Annotated in this window: 21 protein-coding genes and 1 riboswitch; of the genes, 13 read left to right on the forward strand and 8 right to left on the reverse strand. The window is 47.8% G+C overall.

Features of this window, described 5'->3' with window-relative positions; genetic code table 11:
- The first annotated feature begins 4 nt into the window (after positions 1 to 4).
- Entirely contained in the window at positions 5 to 616 is a 612-nt protein-coding gene (locus tag MHB49_RS02540) for a hypothetical protein (protein WP_405154896.1), read from the forward strand.
- Positions 617 to 681: 65 nt separating this feature from the next.
- Here MHB49_RS02540 and MHB49_RS02545 read toward each other — a convergent pair whose 3' ends face one another.
- Entirely contained in the window at positions 682 to 867 is a 186-nt protein-coding gene (locus tag MHB49_RS02545) for a hypothetical protein (protein WP_090999551.1), read from the reverse strand.
- Positions 868 to 1004: 137 nt separating this feature from the next.
- On the opposite strand from MHB49_RS02545, the gene MHB49_RS02550 reads away from it, so the two are divergent.
- The 10 genes from MHB49_RS02550 to nfsA all read left to right on the forward strand — a co-directional run bounded on the left by MHB49_RS02550 (position 1005) and on the right by nfsA (position 9994).
- Positions 1005 to 1343 (forward strand): hypothetical protein, encoded by a 339-nt coding sequence (locus tag MHB49_RS02550; RefSeq protein WP_405154897.1) that lies wholly within the window; start codon positions 1005 to 1007, stop codon positions 1341 to 1343.
- A 47-nt stretch (positions 1344 to 1390) separates the two neighbouring features.
- Complete coding sequence (locus tag MHB49_RS02555) at positions 1391 to 1576, forward strand: hypothetical protein (RefSeq protein ID WP_062322497.1); 186 nt, start codon at positions 1391 to 1393, stop codon at positions 1574 to 1576.
- Positions 1577 to 1724: 148 nt separating this feature from the next.
- Entirely contained in the window at positions 1725 to 2207 is a 483-nt protein-coding gene (locus tag MHB49_RS02560) for a GNAT family N-acetyltransferase (protein WP_405154898.1), read from the forward strand.
- Positions 2208 to 2262: 55 nt separating this feature from the next.
- The gene (locus MHB49_RS02565; RefSeq protein ID WP_405154899.1) at positions 2263 to 3498 is read left to right on the forward strand and encodes a phosphotransferase; all 1236 of its coding nucleotides are present in this window, start codon (positions 2263 to 2265) and stop codon (positions 3496 to 3498) included.
- Positions 3499 to 3588: 90 nt separating this feature from the next.
- Positions 3589 to 3990, forward strand: a complete 402-nt coding sequence (locus tag MHB49_RS02570; protein WP_405154900.1) for a metal-sensitive transcriptional regulator — start codon at positions 3589 to 3591, stop codon at positions 3988 to 3990.
- Between the two features lie 57 nt (positions 3991 to 4047).
- Entirely contained in the window at positions 4048 to 4248 is a 201-nt protein-coding gene (locus MHB49_RS02575; protein ID WP_079348675.1) for a copper ion binding protein, read from the forward strand.
- Positions 4249 to 4409: 161 nt separating this feature from the next.
- Entirely contained in the window at positions 4410 to 6938 is a 2529-nt protein-coding gene (locus MHB49_RS02580) for a heavy metal translocating P-type ATPase (RefSeq protein ID WP_405154901.1), read from the forward strand.
- 330 nt (positions 6939 to 7268) lie between these two features.
- Positions 7269 to 8429, forward strand: a complete 1161-nt coding sequence (locus MHB49_RS02585) for a YhgE/Pip domain-containing protein (protein WP_405154902.1) — start codon at positions 7269 to 7271, stop codon at positions 8427 to 8429.
- A gap of 229 nt (positions 8430 to 8658) precedes the next feature.
- Positions 8659 to 9267: a TetR family transcriptional regulator gene (locus tag MHB49_RS02590; protein WP_405154903.1), complete on the forward strand. Its 609-nt coding sequence runs from the start codon at positions 8659 to 8661 to the stop codon at positions 9265 to 9267.
- Positions 9251 to 9994 carry an oxygen-insensitive NADPH nitroreductase gene (gene nfsA, locus MHB49_RS02595; protein WP_405154904.1) on the forward strand — a complete coding sequence of 248 codons (744 nt, stop codon included), beginning with the start codon at positions 9251 to 9253 and terminating at the stop codon, positions 9992 to 9994. The genes MHB49_RS02590 and nfsA overlap by 17 nt, the downstream gene beginning before the upstream one ends.
- 105 nt (positions 9995 to 10099) lie before the next feature.
- On the opposite strand, the gene MHB49_RS02600 is transcribed toward nfsA, so the two are convergent.
- The 6 genes from MHB49_RS02600 to MHB49_RS02625 form a co-directional block, all read right to left on the reverse strand.
- Entirely contained in the window at positions 10100 to 10906 is an 807-nt protein-coding gene (locus MHB49_RS02600; protein ID WP_405154905.1) for a TatD family hydrolase, read from the reverse strand.
- A gap of 97 nt (positions 10907 to 11003) precedes the next feature.
- On the reverse strand, positions 11004 to 11903 hold the full coding sequence (locus MHB49_RS02605) for an ABC transporter ATP-binding protein (RefSeq protein ID WP_405154906.1): 900 nt from the start codon (positions 11901 to 11903) through the stop codon (positions 11004 to 11006).
- A 43-nt stretch (positions 11904 to 11946) separates the two neighbouring features.
- Entirely contained in the window at positions 11947 to 12705 is a 759-nt protein-coding gene (locus tag MHB49_RS02610; protein WP_405154907.1) for an ABC transporter permease, read from the reverse strand.
- The gene (locus tag MHB49_RS02615; protein WP_113055206.1) at positions 12705 to 12995 is read right to left on the reverse strand and encodes an MTH1187 family thiamine-binding protein; all 291 of its coding nucleotides are present in this window, start codon (positions 12993 to 12995) and stop codon (positions 12705 to 12707) included. The genes MHB49_RS02610 and MHB49_RS02615 overlap by 1 nt, the downstream gene beginning before the upstream one ends.
- 222 nt (positions 12996 to 13217) lie before the next feature.
- Positions 13218 to 14258: an ABC transporter substrate-binding protein gene (locus tag MHB49_RS02620; protein ID WP_405154908.1), complete on the reverse strand. Its 1041-nt coding sequence runs from the start codon at positions 14256 to 14258 to the stop codon at positions 13218 to 13220.
- 225 nt (positions 14259 to 14483) lie between these two features.
- Positions 14484 to 14596, reverse strand: a riboswitch (TPP riboswitch).
- 67 nt (positions 14597 to 14663) lie between these two features.
- Complete coding sequence (locus MHB49_RS02625; RefSeq protein WP_405154909.1) at positions 14664 to 15050, reverse strand: VOC family protein; 387 nt, start codon at positions 15048 to 15050, stop codon at positions 14664 to 14666.
- 184 nt (positions 15051 to 15234) lie between these two features.
- Between MHB49_RS02625 and MHB49_RS02630 the strand changes: the two genes are divergently transcribed.
- Entirely contained in the window at positions 15235 to 15723 is a 489-nt protein-coding gene (locus MHB49_RS02630; RefSeq protein WP_405154910.1) for a hypothetical protein, read from the forward strand.
- Positions 15724 to 16172: 449 nt separating this feature from the next.
- Here MHB49_RS02630 and MHB49_RS02635 read toward each other — a convergent pair whose 3' ends face one another.
- Positions 16173 to 17408, reverse strand: coding sequence for an MFS transporter (locus MHB49_RS02635; RefSeq protein ID WP_405154911.1), 1236 nt, complete (start codon positions 17406 to 17408; stop codon positions 16173 to 16175).
- 384 nt (positions 17409 to 17792) lie between these two features.
- Here MHB49_RS02635 and serS point away from each other — a divergent pair, with 384 nt between their 5' ends.
- Positions 17793 to 19091 carry a serine--tRNA ligase gene (gene serS, locus MHB49_RS02640; protein WP_405154912.1) on the forward strand — a complete coding sequence of 433 codons (1299 nt, stop codon included), beginning with the start codon at positions 17793 to 17795 and terminating at the stop codon, positions 19089 to 19091.
- Positions 19092 to 19133 lie beyond the last annotated feature (42 nt).

The following is a 19133-nucleotide window of genomic DNA, read 5'->3' on the forward strand; positions in this document are numbered from 1 at the left end:
CAATATGGGCTGGTCAGAATTTCGTGCAATTCCGTTTGAATACAATGATGAGGTACGGCAGATTGATGAACAGCTGCTTAGACTGGTCGCTGCGAGGAAGAAAATAACGGAAGCAGTTCAATACCATCCGCCTCAAGAGATCGTTGATGAATGGGTAATATCACTGGATATGAAGGAGGAAGACCTCCGTTATGTTCTTCGCAGTGTCCAGCCCATGCCTCAAAGACATTTCTTCCCACGCGAAGAAATCAAACTGACCGGTGTAGTACCGATTATGAAGAAAACAGTAAAAGATTCATGCGAGTACGTCATAACCCATTCCATGCAATATGAGACGGAGAGTATCGTACATGTGGAGATTCAATATAAGGGGAGTGAAGCTGAGCGTGTACATGTGGTGCCGCATTTGGCTCTTGAGATTATTAGTGAACAGGGTCATGTGTCGATGAGACATAGCAGTCGTGGAGGAGGTGGGGAGACACAATTGAGCTACCGAGTGGTCCCTGCCCTGCCTTCTTCTCTGGAAAATGTCCAATTCTCACTGATCCCTTCGATCCCAGAGCTTGAACATAAGGTGGAAGAAGTCATTTTGGATAAACAGGTGGACTTCGATTAACAGGAATCAGGATATATCATGAAAAATGACGTATGGATGATGCGCATGTACTAAGGGCGCACGATCTATACGTCATTATGTTTATCAGGAGAAATAACGCCTTTCTCCTTTTCATAGGCTTCAATATGCTGCTCAATCAGATACTCAATTTGCATCGCAATGGATCGTTTGTTTTTGTCAGCAATCACTTTAATTTTCTCGAAATTCTTTTCTCGCAGCCTAAGTGTAAAGACTCTTTTATCTGTAGCCATGAAATATAAAACTCCTCTAAAAATGATATTAATATTGTAGCATTACAAAATTATTCAATATACAATCATATTGACATCGAAGTGATATCACTTTAGTATTTATATGCAAAGTGACATCACTTTAAAGGAGGATTTATATGGAAGAGTTAGAGGATGTATTTAATCAGTTCAAGGCTCTTCGCATGGAGAGTCCCGGAAATGTAGTCAGTTATAGTTCAGAAGAATACAAAAGGCTGATTCAAGAAAGTGATCGTTTATTTACGGAGCTTTGTGAATATATGCGCCCAGAGGGAATGGCGGTATTTCTGGATTATTGTAACGTAAGCACCCTCCTTCAATACATGACAGAGTCCGCAATGTACGAGCAGGGCTTCATAGATGGGTGCAGCATGCTGAATTTCACTTTTCATCAAAGTAAAATACATAAATCAGAGGATATACTTGCTCATCAGAATGACAATGCAAAAAATGGGTAAGTTATATACAGGAACATCACCATGAATACGAAGAGGAGGACTCCAGCATGACACAACAGAACAATCAACCTCAGGATGAGGCGGAAATCCGCAACAAATTGGATGAAGACGGGGATTCCCTAATGGAGAAAAAGAAAATTTTGAGCGGTGTGGATATTGAGCCGCAAGCGGACGAATGGTCTGCCAAACCGTCACCTGTAGCATTTGATGAAGGTAAATCATCCAAAGAATAAGAGGAACCAAATATAGCTTGAAAAGGAGCGGATACCGTTAAGGTATCTGCTCTTTTATATCAGTATGGTTAAATACGTTTCGAAGCATCATCTTCCCGATATCTTATTGTATAATCATGGGAAACGTTTGTGAGAGGAGAATGTGAAGATGAGTGAGATTGCCATTAGACGGGCTGTTATCAGAGATTACACCGGAGTATCTGCATTAATGGATGAACTTCATCACTTGCATGTAGAGGCTAGGCCTGACGTATACAGAGAGTTACAGACGAGAATGGACGAAAAGGAATATCAACAACTACTGGAAACGGATCATCGTTATCTCTTTGTTGCTGAAACGGTGAATCAGGGTGAAATTGTTGGATATGCAAGTGCACAGTTAAATGTAATTCAAAATGTAGATTTGTTAAAAGACCGAAAGATGCTGTACATCAGTGAGATCATCGTTGGCAGCAAGCATCGCGGACATAGGACAGGCAAACTGTTGATGCAGGAATTAATCGAACTAGGCAAAGAAATGCAGGTCGACAGTGTTGAGCTGACGGTGTCTACGTTTAATACCGGTGCCCAGGCTTTTTATGAGCAACTAGGTCTGGCTGTGCGCAGCAGCAGAATGGAATACATACTATAATGTCCGGCTCTAAGGGACTTTGAAGCAATACGTAGTCTACAGAGGGGGCGAAGCGATGAAAGATAATTCAAATAAACAGATGGAACCAGTCCGTATTTTGGAATCGGCAGAGGATATGGAATATCTTGCTCTCACTGTACAAAGAATATTGGGGGAGTCTTGCGCTGTAGTGCAGTCGTGGGAAGCTGAATCCATCAATCCAGGCCAGCTTAATTTCACCACATCGGGCATATATCGTATACATGGAGCGGCTGCGGCGGGTGAAGCACTGAGGCAGTGGTCTTTTATTCTAAAAATCATTAAACCAGATTCGTCGGAAAAAGAAGATGTATCATACCATAATTACTGGAAAAGGGAAGCGGAAATCTTCACTTCTGGAATACTTGATCATTTACCAAGGCGAGTTGTCGCACCCAATTGTTACGCGGTGCAGAACAGATTGAATAATACCATTGCACTGTGGATGGAAGACGTTGCCGGATATTCTGAACGCACTCATGTATGGCAATTGGATGACTGGAGTTGGGTCGCTGAATGTCTTGGTGAGTTTCATGGTGCTTACTTGACGGAAACGGAGCTGCCTCAACATGATTGGATTTGCCCGGCTTGGCTAAAGTCTTGGGTTAGAGGCTGTCGTCAGTATTCTCCTGAGATCATCGAGCCTTGCCTCGAAAGGTCTGGAGATGATCCTGCGAAGGGTAAAGAGAGATATCCTGAATTGGAAAGTAACATACATGATCAAGCTTATTTTATCTGGCGATGGTTTACGAAGTTCAGCAAGCAAATGGACGAGCTCTTGGTCTCACTGGAACGTCTGCCACGGGTGCTGTCACATCAGGATCTGGGACAAGGTAATATATTTTTGCCGGCAGAGCGTGATCATGAAACTCTTCTTACCCTCATTGATTGGCAATTCATGAGTATTTCTGGAATAGGAGAGGAATTGGGCAAGTTATATGGTGTCAACGCAAGTTTGGGTCACATAGCCGAAAAAGATGTTATATCAGCCAAAGAAAAATTGTTCGAGCGCTACATATACGGTCTTCGAACAGCGGGCTGGCCAGGAGATGAACGAATTGCAAGATATGGTTATTGTGTAGGAGTAGCTGCCCGGAGCATGTGGGAAGTGCCTCAGTGGTTGAAATGGGTGGAGGAATTAAGGAGTTCTTCTAACCAAAATCATGAGCTTTTCAGCAAAATAGCGGCTCGCACCCAGATCATCTCCATTCAAATGGACATGGCGGCAGAGGCTGCTGCACTTGCTAACACTATATTTGTGGCAGAGAAATAAATCGTATTAAGAAAAATTAAGAAACAGTCTTGCATACCCCCATGGGGTATGTTAATCTTATAACAGAACGAAAGAAGAGGGGTGTTCGCGATGGAACATCAGAGCCATCCCAAGGAACCTTTGGAGTCATCCGTAACAGATGTGAATGAAGTCTCACAGACCGATGATCAGCAAGCCAATTCATGTCATACGGCAGGCAGTGACGGGAAGCATGTGCGCAAGAGCCATCACTCTCAAGAGATGAAGGGTAATCTGATTTCTCGCTTGAACCGCGTTGAAGGACAGATCCGCGGGATCAAGGGATTGATCGAGAAGGACACCTATTGTGATGATGTGCTGACGCAGATCGCTGCGGCTCAGTCTGCTCTTAATTCAGTAGGCAAGCTTTTGCTGGAAGGTCACATGAAGAGTTGTATTGTTGAGCGCATTCAGGCCGGAGAGCATGAGGTTGTGGATGAATTATTGGTAACGGTAAGGAAGTTAATGAAGTAAAAATGAAGTAATTCATTTAATTGAAGTAATTATTCATATCATAAGGAGGAACTACCCATGTCAAATATTACGTTGAACGTTACAGGAATGTCTTGCAATCACTGTGTGAAATCGGTTGAAGAAGCCGTGAAGAATGCGGGAGCGAACGGTAAGGTTGATCTGGCAGCAGGAACTGTAGCAGTTGAATATGACGAGCAAAAAGTTAATGTGGATCAGATCAAGGCAGCCATTGAAGATCAAGGGTATGACGTAGTCTAATCATCGCAGGCTTAAACTGAACTTCCCTTTGCATGGAAAGGAATTCAACAGATCTTTTCCAATGAATGAGTTCATTGTTTAAGCCTGATTTTCGGTCTTTTATATACCCCTTGGGGGTATTAAATGAATGGAAGTATTCCATAAAGAAAGGAGCTAGCAACATGGATAAATCATCGGCAACGGAAAACGCAACAGCATCAGAACCCGTACCATCACCGGAAGCAGCGGGATTACAGACAACACTGCAAATTACAGGCATGACCTGTGCTGCCTGCTCTACCCGGATAGAAAAGGGTTTGTCCCGGATGGAAGGGGTAAATCAGGCGAATGTTAACCTCGCCATAGAACAAGCAACGGTATCCTATGATCCGAAGACGACAAACATCAATGCTTTGCGGGATAAGGTGGAGGCGCTTGGCTATGGTACAGTAACGGAATCCGTGGATCTGGACATTACAGGCATGACCTGTGCTGCTTGTTCTACCCGAATCGAAAAGGGTCTTTCCCGGTTGCCGGGTGTATCCCGTGCAAACGTGAATCTCGCGCTGGAAACGGGACATGTGGAATTCGCAGCGGGAGCATTGAAGGCATCCGATATTATGGCGAAAATCAAGCAGCTTGGTTATGGCGCGGAATTGCAGCAGACACAGGAAGATACCCAATCGGTGCGTGAGCGTGAATTACAGCGCAAAAAGTGGAAGTGGATGATCTCCGCCTTGTTATCTTTACCGCTGCTTTGGGCCATGGTGGGCCACTTCTCATTCACCTCGTGGATCTGGGTACCGGATCTGTTCATGAACCCATGGTTCCAACTGGTGTTGGCAGCGCCGGTACAGTTTGTCATCGGATGGCAATTTTATGTGGGGGCCTATAAAGCGCTGCGTAATGGCAGTGCCAATATGGATGTACTGGTTGCTTTGGGTACAAGTGCGGCTTTCTTCTACAGCCTTTATCTGACCCTGACCAGTGGCAATGCAGCTTCGACTATGATGGATCATGGTGGGACGGGAATGGCTGCAGCAGCCATGCCAACCGTGGAGCTTTATTATGAGACGAGTGCAGTTTTGATTACGCTGATCCTACTGGGAAAATGGTTAGAAGCCGTAGCTAAAGGGCGCTCGTCTCAAGCGATTAAGAGTCTCATTGAACTGGCTCCGCGTGAAGCAAGAGTGATTCGCGATGGACAGGAAGTTATTGTTCCGTCGGCGTATGTCGCGGTAGGTGATCTCGTTCTGGTCAAACCCGGAGACAGCATTCCTGTGGATGGTGTCGTGGAGGAGGGGCAGTCTTCCGTCGATGAATCCATGTTAAGTGGAGAGAGCCTGCCCGTGGATAAAAAACCAGGGGATACCGTTACTGGCGCTACGCTGAACAAAAATGGCGTATTAAGACTGCGTGCGACCCGCGTTGGTTCGGACACGGCCTTATCGCAGATCATTAAAGTGGTTGAACAAGCGCAAGGTTCCAAAGCCCCAATTCAGCGGATTGCAGACGTAATATCAGGTATCTTTGTTCCGATTGTTGTAGGCATCGCGGCAGTGACGTTCCTGATCTGGTATCTGTTCGCCAGTCCCGGCGACTTTGGTGGTTCGCTGGAGAAGGCGATTGCTGTACTGGTGATTGCCTGTCCTTGTGCGCTTGGCCTAGCAACGCCAACCTCCATTATGGCTGGATCAGGACGTGCGGCTGAATATGGCGTGTTGTTCAAAGGCGGAGAACATCTGGAATCGGCACAGCAGATCCAGACTGTTGTACTGGACAAAACAGGTACAGTTACCCAAGGGAAGCCCGTGCTTACGGATGTAGTGTCGGCTCCAGAATGGACGGAAGCAGAGCTGCTTCAACGTGTGGGAGCGGCAGAGCAGAGTTCAGAGCATCCTTTGGCTGAGGCGATTGTGGAAGGAATTCGAGGTAAAGGTCTGGAGCTGATCCAGCCAGAGCAGTTCGAGAACATACCGGGATATGGTGTGCGGGCCCGGGTTCAGGGACAAGAGATTCTGGTCGGGACACGCCGGCTGCTTATGGATGCGAAGGTGAGTGTTTCCGAAGACATCATGCAGCAGATGAACAACCTGGAAGAACAAGGACGCACGGCAATGCTGGTCGCCGTGGATGGTCAATGGGCTGGGATCGTTGCTGTGGCTGATACCATCAAGGAAACATCCCGTGAAGCGATTGGCAGATTACAGGCCATGGGAATCGATGTCATCATGATTACGGGAGACAATGAGCGAACCGCTCGTGCCGTGGCAGAACAGGCAGGAATCGGTAAAGTTTTGGCCGAGGTACTGCCTGAAGGCAAGGCGGCGGAAGTGAAAAAGCTTCAGGAGAGCGGCCTCAAGGTAGCGATGGTTGGAGATGGTATCAATGATGCTCCAGCTCTTGCTACAGCCGATATTGGCATGGCGATTGGAACCGGAACGGATGTAGCGATGGAAGCGGCGGATATTACGCTAATGCGCGGTGATCTGAACAGTATTGCGGATGCAATCGAGATGAGCCGGCGCACCATGGGTAATATCAAGCAGAATCTGTTCTGGGCACTTGGTTATAACGTGATTGGGATTCCAATTGCAGCAGTGGGCTTCCTGGCTCCTTGGTTGGCAGGTGCGGCCATGGCGTTCAGCTCTGTATCGGTTGTACTGAATTCGCTGCGTCTGCAACGAATGAAACTTAAAAGCAATGACTGATGTCCATTGAGGGACGTGATTCAACTTTTCATACGGAAGTAAGCATATTTTGCGGTCCGCTGCGGCGGGCCGTGTTTTTTTTGGTTGAGGAAAGGTGTTTGGAAAATGCCAAAGGAGTGGTCCTTTCCTTGTTAATTGAAGGTGAGTGTGTGAAGTGATGTCCTCTTATGAAATGAAATTCATTGTTTGCGAAACACATCTTCATCTTTCTGAACCTTTCAGAAATAGATTGACAATATAGACATATAGACTTAAAATTTAAAACGATCGTTTGATTTAAACAATCGTTTACATCAAATTCGAACTAATAAGTAATGGAGGACATCATTTATGTTGCAGGCTTTACGTATATTGTTGAAAAAACCGCCAGTAATTGTGGGGATCGTGACGGCACTTATGTTCCAAGTGATCTTCAGCGTGATCTGGATGACAGCATATTCCGGAGTGAATGACCGGATGAATGAATTGACGGTTGCCGTTGTCAATGAGGATGGAGAACAGTCCAAGGGGATCGCAGATCGCATGGCTGAGACACTTCCTTTTCATACCGTAACGAATCTGAGTGCTGCTGAAGCACTTGACCAGTTGAACCATCGCAAGATTCATATGGTGCTGAATATTCCAGCTGGCTTTAACGAGCTGATTCAGACAGCCGGTTCCACTGCCGAGATTAAGTACACCATTAACGAGGCGAACCCGGTTACGATTAAAAGCATGATGCAAGGCGTCTCGCAAAGCGTGACGAATACGATTAACAAGCAAGCAACAGCTCAAGGTGTGCAGGCTGTTCTTACGGCTTCCGGAGCTCCTGCAGATCAGGCAGCTGAAGCTGCTGCCAACCTGACTACCCGTGTGGAAGGTACAACCACTTCCATGAATCCGGTTAACGGCATGAATAACCAGATGGTTCCGATGATGATGGTACTGGCCTCTTATGTGGGAGCCATGATCATGGGTATGAACCTGCAGACAGCGATGGGCATGCTGTCCGCTACTTACTCCCGTTTAACTCTGTTTGGTGCAAGAATGATCATTAACATTGGGTCTGCCCTGATCGTATCTCTGCTCGGTTCTTCGTTGATCGTTGCACTGGGTGGACAGATCGAGCAAGGCTTTATCTCATTCTGGTTGTTCCAGGCATTGTTCCTCTGCACGTTCATGTTCTTCTCCCAGTTCTTCCTGATTTGTTTTGGACCGGCAGGAAGCCTGTTCAACATCATTTCACTGTCGCTGCAACTGGTATCTTCCGGTGCAATGGTGCCACGAGAATTGCTGAACAGTTTCTACAGTGGTATTGGTCAGTATCTGCCAGCCACATATGCCGTTCAAGGTATTCTGAGCGTTCAACTGGGCGGACCTGGAGTTCAATCCGCTGCTGGCTCGGTTGCCATTGTATTGCTCGTTGCTGTAGCTCTTTCTTTGATGGTGACGTTGTTGAAAAAACAACATATGCCAGCTGGGGCTCCAAGTCCAGCTCCACTGAACAGCTAATTTGCAGCAGATGTACGGGTCTTCATAGGAAATGACCAAGCCCCCCCCCGGTGATTTTTCGCCGGGGGGCTTGGTTTAATGGTAGGTTGAGGTTGGCCGGCTTTGGAGGATCAGGGCAGCACACCTTGCGCTTTGATGCACAAACTTTCATAATGAAACGATAGAGAAGTCTCGCTGCAGCCCGGTGAGCTGGAGCAAATGAATAGAACGGACAAGAGGAGCGGACGGAATGACGGAACCGGAATTGGATATAAAAACGAGGATTTTGCTTGCAGCCAAGAAGCTTTTTGCACAGCAGGGGTATGACGGGACAAGTGTTCGTCAAATCTGTGATGAGGCGGGTGCGAATGTATCACTGGTCTCGTATCATTTTGGCGGAAAAGAAAAGGTGTTCGAAGCCTTATTTGAGCACTTTTTTCCTGGTCATATGATGAACAAGTTGGCTGAAGAGTCCATGTCCTCCCCCGTGGAGGGTATCCGACGAATTATAGGTGAAGTTGTAAAGTTCACAATGACGGACCGGGAGATGAGCGATATTGTGCAGCTTGAAATTACGCTGCGTACCCACCGCACAGCTACCGTGTTTCGTTTTCTGGATCCCGCCTGGAGCAAAGTAAGGGAACTACTCCAAGAAGGCAAGGAGCAGGGCGTGTTTCAGATCGAGTCCGTATCTTATGCGATGCTTCACGTCATGGGTGTGGCTTTGGCGCACAAACGGGCCAAGAATTCACGGTTTAGCTTTGACTATCAGGATATGAACACAGATGAACTAGCCGAGCAGACCATTGAATTCGTACTACGAGGATTGGGAGTGAATAGCAATGAACGAAACCATTGAATTGATGATGAAGCACCGCTCTGTGCGTAAATTCAAGCCTGACCCTGTAAGTGAGGAGCAGCTGGCAGCAATCGTGGCGGCCGGGCAGATGGCTTCCTCTTCAAGTAGTGTTCAGGCCTATACTGTAATTGCTGTTACCGAACAGGAGCAGAAGGCCAAATTGGCTGAATTGGCAGGCAATCAATCTTATGTCAACGAATGCCCTGTGTTTCTCGTATGGTGTGCGGACCTTTATCGGCTGAGTGATGCTGCCAAGCGTCATTTGCCTGAAAAGGAATCCTATGAGGACTCCACAGAAAACTTTATGGTGGCAACAATCGATGTTGCACTCGCATCCCAGAATGCTGCGCTTGCAGCAGAGTCACTGGGTTTCGGGATTGTATATATTGGCGGGCTGCGTAACCGCATTGAGGAAGTTAGCGAAGTATTAGGCTTGCCAGACGGTGTCTATCCAGTCTATGGCATGTGCATTGGTGTTGCTGATCAGGAGACAGGTCTTCGTCCGCGTCTACCGCTCGATGCCGTCTTGCACCATGGCCGCTATAACGCCGAGCAGACCCTCAAAGGCGTCGAGAGTTATGATGAAACGACCGCTGCTTACATGAAGGAGCGCACTCAAGGGGAACGTTCTACACCATGGTCCGAATTGATGGCGAAGCGTCTTACCGAGCCGGTACGTTTACAGATGAAGCCGTTTCTCGAAGGCAAAGGATTCTTGAAACGTTAAGCGTAAATATCAAAGAAGTCAGTTTGGCAGATGCCAACTGACTTCTTTTTTTCATGCTGCCTATTTAGTTGAGGAACCAGCACAAGGCTGGGTGTCAATTCGCCTCTAAGGAAGACCATAGAAGCGTTTCGTATTCTGATAAAAGAGACGCGCAGCCCGCTCGGTTCCCATACCGGTCACTTCACTCCAAGCCTGAATGACCTGTCGGGTCATGGCAGGGTGAGTCATTCTTCCCTGAAAAGGTCCCTCGAAAGGCCAAGGCCCATCTGTCTCTGCCATAACCTGCTCGGAAGGATACTGGCGAGCTAGTTCACGAATTTCTTCTTCGTATATGATGTCAGGTGTGAACGAGACGAAGTATCCGTTATCAGCCATTCGCTGGACGGTCCGCTTGGAGCCTTTGAACCAGTGAAAATGAGCGCGTCGATGATGATATTGCTCCAGCAGATCACAGGCGATATCGGCATCCTCGTAGACAGCGTGCAGTACAATCGGTTTACCATGCCGTTTCGCCAGCTGGATGAATCGCTCCAACAGATCAATATAGCCGCTCTGATCAAAGTACTGTCCTGCCTGTTCGGCTTCCTGTCGGTTGTAATAAGGCAATCCAACTTCCCCAATCGCTGTGGCTTGTCCCACATGCTTTTCGATCCATTTGAAAAATAGATCCTGCTCTGCCAGGGACGGCAGGGGCTGCTCAGGATGGAACCCAAAGGCCGGATATACGGTACGAGGGTATTGTGAAGCTAGTTCCAAGTTGGTCTGGGCAGAAGCTAGATTCATGGAAACGGCGATGACGGCCTCAACCTGCTGCGATGGGAAGGAATGCAGCATCTCCCGTTGTTCTTCAGGTGTATATTTGTCCAGGTGAAGATGGGCATCGATCAAGGGTGCAAAAGCGGTTGATTGCATGGATGTGGACCCCTCCTTTTTGTCTTTTACCAATGATACGAAGAGCAGTTTGTCTTGGATCACCCAGTTTAGGAAAATAATAACTTAAAAACCCGCACTATTTAGATAGGCGGGTTTTCTGCTGTTCTTCTCTCATCCACTGGGAAATCTGCCGTTTCCGTTCAAGAAAAGCAGGTTCCTCCGTAATCGCTTCGCGACGTGGACGATCAAAGGGAACATCCACCTCGTGCAGTACAGCTGCAGGCCGATTCGATAAAACATAGATTCGGTCAGCAAGCAGCAATGCTTCCTCGATATTATGCGTAATAAACAGCACCGAGCGGCGGTTCTGTTCCCAGATATCGAGCAGCCAGCGCTGCATGTCGCTGCGGGTCAATGCATCCAGCGCACTGAAAGGCTCATCCAGCAGCATCAACTCCTGTGGACTGAGCAGGGCGCGCAGAAAGGCAACCCGCTGCTGCATGCCGCCCGATAACATATGCGGATAGGCACGTTCGAAGCCGGCCAGTCCGACACTGCCCAACCACTTCCGGGCATTGGCAAGCGCTTCGGGCCGTGGCGGTGTGTCCGCAGACACTTCGCCAGCAAGCAGCACATTGTCTTCAATGGTACGCCATGGGAAGAGGGCAGGCTGCTGTGGCATATAACTGATCTTGCCGCGCTGTCCGGTAACATCCTGACCGTTCATCAGGATCTGACCCTCCGATGGTTTCAGCAGACCGCCGATGATGTGAAACAGGGTGCTTTTGCCACAGCCGGATGGACCGACGATGGCTACGAATTCTCCTTGTTCCACGGTCAGGGACAGGCCGTCCAGAACGGGCAGTGTGCTGCGTCGTTCTCGGAACGAAGCATTCACGTTCAGCACTTCTAACGCTGGTGATGAATGATGTGCATTTAAGGTCAAGGCTCCATGTTCAGGAACTCTGCTACCCGTTAGAGTGGTTGCATCCTCATCCGGCGCAGCAGCTGTCCGCTCGTTATATTCGAGTGTCATCTCGTCATCACTTCCTAACCTGTATATGGTGCATATTTCAAAGTTATCGCTTTTGTGGCCGCCAGCGTACGAGCAGCTTCTCCAGTAGTGCAATGAGCAGGAAGAGCAGCAGACTTAGTGCCACAATAATCATGATTGCCACAAAAAGACGATCCGTCCGATAGGCTGATTTTTGCAGCATCATATAATAGCCGATGCCTTTGTCTGCACCAATCCATTCAGCAATGATGGCACCCATAACGCTGTACGTGGCGGCAATCTTGATCCCCGAGAACACGGAAGGCAACGCATGCGGCAATTCCAGTTTCCAGAAAATGTGGCCGCGTTTTGCACCAGCCATGCGCATATAGTTCATCATCGCTGCATCGGTGCGGGTCAACCCGTCCATGGCAGCTACAGCCACCGGGAAGAAGCAGACCAGGATGATGGTAATCAATTTGGGCAGCAGCCCAAATCCGAACCAGATCAGCAAGAGCGGAGCAAGCGCAATGGTCGGTATATTTTGACTAAGGATAAGTAATGGATAGAGTGCAGATTTCAAAAATGGAATCAAATGCAGCACCATCGCAATCAGTAATCCCACAAGTGTACCTGCTGCAAATCCGATCAAGGTCAGCTGGATGGTTGCCCATGCATGCATGCCAAGCCGCTCGGCCTGAGACGCTGCTTCATGGGCGATGTCCGAAGGCGCAGGTAGCATCCATTTCTCAATATGGAACAGGGAGACGGCTCCCTGCCATACCGCTATAAAGAGAATAACCGCCACAAAGGGCGGCCATACGCTTTTCCAATAGGCAGGCATTAGCGATATTTCTCCGTCAGGGTGTCCATGCTGAAGCCGCTTGGGCTATGGGCGATCTTGATCTGTGAGATAATGCTTGGGCTGCCGGCTTCCACAAGAACTTCATGCATTTTGCGGACAACCTCCAGCAGCTCGTCCAGTTCTCCCTCCATCGTGGTATCCAGTGGGTTAACCTGATATTTCAAGCCGGACTGCTGAATAACTTCAATGGCACGATCAACATAAGGATAGGAATTTTCGCCATTTGGTGTTTTGGGAATGACTTGAATGCTGAGTAGTGTACTTGCCATGAAAGATCACTTTTCCTTTCGGGTTAAATTGCATGAGTTAAACCAGCTTTACACTTGACCACTCCGATTGCAGTACCCTCTTCCGATCGCTGTTATCCCCGAATTTTTTTGATTTCATTTTCCGCAAGGGGAAAATCCGGGGATAAAGGCGACCACTTCGTTTCTTCAGATGGGTTCTGCACTCTTCGTTCTGGTGTAAAAAAAGTTAAACTTAAAAAAATTTTATTGGGGTAGAAATTCATTTGTATACGCTTTGGACACATCGACCTGCTCATCGAGCAGTTTTTTGCTAAACATCCAATCCGTGTAATTCTGCCATACTTCCTGCTTTTGCTCACCCCAGCGCGGCGCGTCATCCTGATATTTTGGACTCAGCCACTTTTGGCTTGCAAGTACAAGATCCTTGTCCAGATCCGGTACGGCCTTGATCAAAATGTTGGCAGCGTCTTCGGGATGTTCAATTGCATATTGATATCCTTCGGAAGTCGCTTTCAGGAACGCTTTAACCAGCTCGGGATCATTCTGAATCGTCTTTTCATTGGTAACGAGTACAGGTGTGTAGTAGTCCAGTGCCTCGGAATAATCCTTCACATACAGCATGTCGATCGGTTCGCCGCGCAGTTCGGCTTCAATACCCGTCCACGCGTAGAAAATCCACGCAAAGTCGATATCACGTTTCACAGCGGTGAAAAAGTCTGCATCGCCCATGCTGATATTTTTTACTTTGGATACATTGGCGCCTTCGCCTTCCATAATGGACTGCATCACAGCTTCTTCTACCGGGGAGCCCCATCCACCATAAGTTTTACCTTCAAAATCTTTGGGAGACTTGATGTTCCGATCCACCGGAGCGGCAAATCCGGACGTATTATGCTGAATGACTGCAGCGATGGACACGAGCGGTACGCCCTGTGTGCGGGCCTGGGTTACACTCTCCTGATAACTTACGCCAAAAGGCACTTCGTTCGAAGCCACCATCGTATCGGCGCCTCCGGCACCTGGCTGTACAATCTCTACATTTAAGCCTTCGGCTTTATAAAAACCTTGATCCACGGCCGCATACAAGCCGGTATGATTCGTATTTGGTGTCCAGTCCAGCACCACTTTAATGTCCTTGAGGGCTGCGTTGTCACCTTCACTGCTGTTTTTGGTGTTGCTGCTGCTGTTCTCTCCTGAAGGTGCAGCTTCTTTGCTGCCACATGCGGTAACAGCCACTAGTAGTACGCACAAGAGCAGTAGGCCCATCATTTTACGCCATCTCATCTTCTTTTCTCTCCTTCATGTTGTCCGGCCGGTGGCACGGGGTACTCCTTGGCTTCATATCCAAGCTTCTTGCATAAATCGACAGATTTATACCAGCTATGATCCGGATGACGTCACTTTTTTAGCTCTCTGGCTATCTAAAAGAACATTAAAAAAGCGCCCCGTTAATCCGGGACGCGTGCAGGCGTTAGAGATGTGGCACTCAGCAAAGAGGCTGGGCTGGGCCAATTCGATATACTCCGATTCCTACGCTGGCATGATCCAGATCAGGTTTAAGGGTCAGTATCTTGGTGGGATACACTCTCAGCCGGCCAATTCCGACTCCCCTGGGAAACTATGAAGTTACGGGCATTACTAGGTGTAATTATAGGATAGAGGCGGATGCATGTCCAGTCAGGAAATGGCTTAACGCTGGAAGAACTCAATCCATTCCTTCTCGGGTCCATAGATGAAGAAATAACGGTAACCGTTAGGCAGTGTAATCATCTCTCCATCAATAAATTCGGCTTCGGTTGCCTTAATGCGCTCATACTCGGATTCAAGGTCATCGACATGGATGGCAAAATGGTGCACCGTTCCTTCGGAAGGCAGCTTGTCGCTGTATCCCTGAATCAACTCAATCTCGGTCTCATCGCTTCCGTTGAAGCCGAGAAAGGCGAGCTGAATGACGCCGTTGGTATGGGTTACCCGGTCTTTTAATTCAAGACCAACAATCTCTGTGTAGAAACGCAGCGTGGTCTCCAGATCACGAACCGCAATGCCGACGTGGTCAATGCGCTTTTGAAAACTCATAATCAAAATCCTCCTTATATGTAGTGAATCTTTCTATTATTTTAGGGATATCATAGGGCTGTACTACGGGGTTGTCAAACAGGATTTTGATTTGGAAAAATTATAATTGTTCACATAATGTTCACTTATGTGGAGGGGTTCGTCATCTCTATAATTACGAAGGTAAACAGAGAGGATGAGAGAATTGCCAACAACGAAAAAAGAACAGATTGTTTTTGGAATGATGATGTGCACAGGGATGGTTATCGTCATGATGACCTTCAATTTATGGCACAATGGGTTATTGAACAAGATGCCCGCACTTGAAATACTGCTGCAGTTCATATTGTGCTTTATCATTGCGTTCCTGGTGGAGTCCTTCATTGTTGGACCTGTAGCGAGAAAAATTGTATTTTCCTTACCTTTTGACAAGTCCAACAAAATCTTGGGCGTGCTTGCTATGTCATTTTTCATGGTCATTGGGATGGTTCTGATCATGTCCTTGTACGGAATGATTTCCGCTTATCTTGCGAATCAGTTAAATGGAGCATCGGTACTAAGTACGTATCTTCATACGATTGCTCGTAATTTCAGCCTGGCGCTTCCTTACCAAATTATTATTCTGGGACCACTCGTTCGATATGTATTCGGTAAATTCATTAAGGATAAAGGGCGTGTGGTCCCTACAGCCTAAATAACGGGAGTCCCGATTCAGAGCACCTGAAAGTATTTCCTGGGCAATCTTGTGCAAATAAATAGATCGTATGATCACCTTCAATGAAAGGTGATCTGAGGCAAAGGTAGGACACTTTCTACCATGATTACAGCGCTAACGAATCGAGAACATCTTATTAGGCCGGTTTATAAGGAATGAAAAATCTAACGAATCTCAGCGGCGTTATTATGCTAAGAAACTGCAACGAGACCTTGATTTGGAGCTAATTATCTAGAATAACGTCTCTAGGATTCGTTAGATTTCAAACATGCAGAAATGGAGATGAATAGCGTGTAGCAGGTTCGTTAGAACAGAATAACGCTACAACAAAATGTCCACCACCAATTCATGGCGGTGGACATCTCAATCTCTATAATAGGTATTCTATTTCTGATTCTAATTCTCAGGTCTGCCTCGACACATAACTGTTAAGTCACTGTATCGACCACATGTTTGTTCTGCCATTGATAGGCGATCACGCTGATCATCAGCAGACCAACTGCAAAAATGGCAAGCATCCATGCGGACTGGTTAACCTCCAGATGGTCCAGACTCCAGCCTGTAACCAAAGGCAGAATGGCACCGCCAACACCACCTGATGCAATCAGGATACTCGGTGTCGATTCTTCGGTTCCAGGCATCATTTTGCTGGCGAAGACGAGGGCAATAGAGAACACGCCAGATAGTGCAAGTCCGAGCAATAAAATGATCAGAAATGCCGACCAAATCTGGTTGGTCAAAGGAAAGATCATCAGCAGTACAACTGCTGCAAGGCAGCTGTACAGAACGTATACGCGGTATTGGAATTTCTCCGCAATATATCCGGCAAACAGTCGTCCAACAGACATGGCGATCCAGAAGCAGGTAACACTAAGAGCGGCACCTGCTTCCTTCATGTTCATTTTCTCAATCAGAATGGCTGGCATGAAGTTGGCAAGGCTCATTTCAGTGCCGACATAGAGAAAGAAAAATAGAACAAATAAAGACAGAAGAGCCAAATTGCGGCCGTGATAGGTTGAACGAGTTGGTTTAATGTCTTCAAGATTCGATCCATGTGGCGATTCAGCAGCGTGAGTGTGTACAGGAGTCTGGCCTGAACTGCGACGACTCAGCTCGCTGTCCAGCTCACCAAATGAACTTTTGGCCCAGAAGATAAAAGTCATCGCTGCACAGACGGCAACCACGAGGAACGACATGCGCCAGTATCCGGCAGAAATCAGACCGCTGGCAATGAGCGGCATGACCATGGCGCCGATACCAAATAACACTTCAAGTCGGCTCATGGCAACCGCCGTATTATCTTTAATTGCAGCAATGATGATTGTACCGATGACAGCCTCAATCATGCCGAATCCGAATCCGGCTGCAGGTGCAATGACGAACATCCAGCCCCAAGGAGGAAGCAGCATATAGGATAACTCTGCAATGCAGAGCAGAGCCGCGGCAATTAATAGACCACCTCGTTTGCCAAAGCGATTATTCAACCACGGAGATAACAGTACACCACCCAAGAACCCGGCAAATTGGGCAAATATCAGTGTGCCTCCCTGACTGTAATCCTTTCCATAATGTTCAAGGGCAACGGGCAGAATGGAGCCGAGAACCACGTGGGCAAGCCCAATAAGGAAATAGGATAAGCATCCAATCCAAAGCAATTTTTTCATGAAGAAAAACTCCTTCTAAATATATGATGTATATGTAGTGAGTCCGCCATTCAGGAGCATTTCCCAAAAACAAACAATCTCTATCATAACAGGACATGTAAGGGGGTGCACGGATAACTTGCAATGGAGGCTAAAGTTCGTATATACTGAAACACAACAATTACAGATCGGACCATGCCGTTGAAGAGCATCCAACTCGGAGGCGTTTTCGCCAGGGGAGCGAACCAATCCCCAAGTTAACCGGAACCGCCCGTTATCGCGGACCAAGAGGCTGAATCAGAATATTCTGATTCGGCAAGTTGGGTGGCACCGCGAGCAGAGCGCTCCTCGTCCCAAGGGATGAGGGCGCTCTTTGTATTTTTACAGCCAAAGGAGACGGTGACCATGTTGGAAATGAAGTGGATTCGGGAGCATGCAGAAGAGGTGCAAGCTGCGGCAGACGGGAAGAGAATCAATATCAGTATTCGTGAATTGCTGGTACGGGACGAAGAGCGCAGAGCACTTTTGCTGGAAACGGAAGAAGGACGTAGAGTACGTAATTCGTTATCTGCGGATATCGGCAAGCTTATGCAAGCTGGTGAACGTGAACAGGCCGAAGGTTTAAGGGAACAGGTGAAACAGCTGAATGATCAGTTGGCGAATGTTGAAGCCAAGCTTGCCGTTGTGCAAGAGGAAGTGACAAGGCTGCAATGGTTGGTCCCCAATGTTGTATCGCCGGATACGCCGATGGGCGTTTCGGATGAGGATAATGTGGAGCTGAGACGTGTGGGTGAGCTGCCGGTATTCGATTATGATGCCAAAGATCACGTAGAACTCGGTGAACGGCATGATCTAATTGATCTCCCGCGTGGGGTGAAAATTGGTGGAACACGGAGCTATGTGCTCAAAGGAGCAGGGCTGCTCCTGCACCGGGCTGTACAGCAGCTTGCGCTTGATCTGCTGCTGAAGCATGGATTTACGCCAATGGAAGTTCCTTTGATGGTGAGGGAGAATACACTCTTGAACACGGGGTTCTTCCCCACAGGTCGGGATCAGGTCTATGAATTGCAAGGCGAGAACAAATGGCTGGTGGGAACATCGGAAGTGCCGCTGGTTTCGTACTATGCGGATGAGATTGTGGATGTGCAGGAGCCGATCAAGCTAGCTGCCGCATCGACCTGTTTCCGCAGTGAGGTCGGCTCAGGCGGGCGGGATGTGCGCGGATTGTATCGGGTGCATCAATTTGCCAAAGTGGAACAGGTCATTATCTGTGCACCGGATGCGAAAGAATCGGAGCGAATGCTGCAGGAAATTACGGGACACGCCGAGGAATTGCTGCAATTGCTGGAACTGCCTTATCGCGTGGTGGCAGTGTGTACAGGAGATATGTCGCAGAAAACGTACAAACAGTACGATATTGAAACCTGGATGCCAAGCCGGAATGCTTACGGGGAGACCCATTCGTCGTCGAATCTGCATGATTTCCAGGCTCGGCGTTCGAATATTCGTTGTCGCGATGCGCAAGGTAAGCTGGCATACTGCCATACGTTGAATAATACGGCTGTGGCTTCGCCGCGTATTCTGATTCCATTGCTGGAGAATCATCAGCAGGCGGATGGAAGCATTCGCATTCCAGCCGCGCTTCAGCCCTATATGGGCGGTGCTGAATTTTTGAGTTTGCCGCAGCAGGATGAAGAGAAGTAAAAGGTTGTCAGATAAAATAGGAAAGCAAACAGGAACTCCTTT

The sequence above is a fragment of the Paenibacillus sp. FSL K6-0108 genome (genome assembly GCF_045040695.1).
GTDB classification, from domain to species: Bacteria; Bacillota; Bacilli; order Paenibacillales; family Paenibacillaceae; genus Paenibacillus; species Paenibacillus pabuli_B.

Excerpts from the sequence above, each read along its gene's own strand:
- MHB49_RS02590 (WP_405154903.1), top strand. The coding sequence starts at position 8,659 with ATGACGGAACCGGAATTGGATATAAAAACGAGGATTTTGCTTGCAGCC.
- MHB49_RS02635 (WP_405154911.1), bottom strand. The coding sequence starts at position 17,408 with ATGAAAAAATTGCTTTGGATTGGATGCTTATCCTATTTCCTTATTGGG.
- MHB49_RS02570 (WP_405154900.1), top strand. The coding sequence starts at position 3,589 with ATGGAACATCAGAGCCATCCCAAGGAACCTTTGGAGTCATCCGTAACA.
- MHB49_RS02540 (WP_405154896.1), top strand. The coding sequence starts at position 5 with ATGGGCTGGTCAGAATTTCGTGCAATTCCGTTTGAATACAATGATGAG.
- MHB49_RS02565 (WP_405154899.1), top strand. The coding sequence starts at position 2,263 with ATGAAAGATAATTCAAATAAACAGATGGAACCAGTCCGTATTTTGGAA.
- MHB49_RS02610 (WP_405154907.1), bottom strand. The coding sequence starts at position 12,705 with ATGCCTGCCTATTGGAAAAGCGTATGGCCGCCCTTTGTGGCGGTTATT.
- MHB49_RS02585 (WP_405154902.1), top strand. The coding sequence starts at position 7,269 with ATGTTGCAGGCTTTACGTATATTGTTGAAAAAACCGCCAGTAATTGTG.
- MHB49_RS02625 (WP_405154909.1), bottom strand. The coding sequence starts at position 15,050 with ATGAGTTTTCAAAAGCGCATTGACCACGTCGGCATTGCGGTTCGTGAT.
- MHB49_RS02545 (WP_090999551.1), bottom strand. The coding sequence starts at position 867 with ATGGCTACAGATAAAAGAGTCTTTACACTTAGGCTGCGAGAAAAGAAT.
- MHB49_RS02605 (WP_405154906.1), bottom strand. The coding sequence starts at position 11,903 with ATGACACTCGAATATAACGAGCGGACAGCTGCTGCGCCGGATGAGGAT.
- MHB49_RS02550 (WP_405154897.1), top strand. The coding sequence starts at position 1,005 with ATGGAAGAGTTAGAGGATGTATTTAATCAGTTCAAGGCTCTTCGCATG.
- MHB49_RS02560 (WP_405154898.1), top strand. The coding sequence starts at position 1,725 with ATGAGTGAGATTGCCATTAGACGGGCTGTTATCAGAGATTACACCGGA.
- MHB49_RS02580 (WP_405154901.1), top strand. The coding sequence starts at position 4,410 with ATGGATAAATCATCGGCAACGGAAAACGCAACAGCATCAGAACCCGTA.
- MHB49_RS02575 (WP_079348675.1), top strand. The coding sequence starts at position 4,048 with ATGTCAAATATTACGTTGAACGTTACAGGAATGTCTTGCAATCACTGT.
- MHB49_RS02620 (WP_405154908.1), bottom strand. The coding sequence starts at position 14,258 with ATGAGATGGCGTAAAATGATGGGCCTACTGCTCTTGTGCGTACTACTA.
- MHB49_RS02555 (WP_062322497.1), top strand. The coding sequence starts at position 1,391 with ATGACACAACAGAACAATCAACCTCAGGATGAGGCGGAAATCCGCAAC.
- serS (WP_405154912.1), top strand. The coding sequence starts at position 17,793 with ATGTTGGAAATGAAGTGGATTCGGGAGCATGCAGAAGAGGTGCAAGCT.
- MHB49_RS02600 (WP_405154905.1), bottom strand. The coding sequence starts at position 10,906 with ATGCAATCAACCGCTTTTGCACCCTTGATCGATGCCCATCTTCACCTG.
- nfsA (WP_405154904.1), top strand. The coding sequence starts at position 9,251 with ATGAACGAAACCATTGAATTGATGATGAAGCACCGCTCTGTGCGTAAA.
- MHB49_RS02615 (WP_113055206.1), bottom strand. The coding sequence starts at position 12,995 with ATGGCAAGTACACTACTCAGCATTCAAGTCATTCCCAAAACACCAAAT.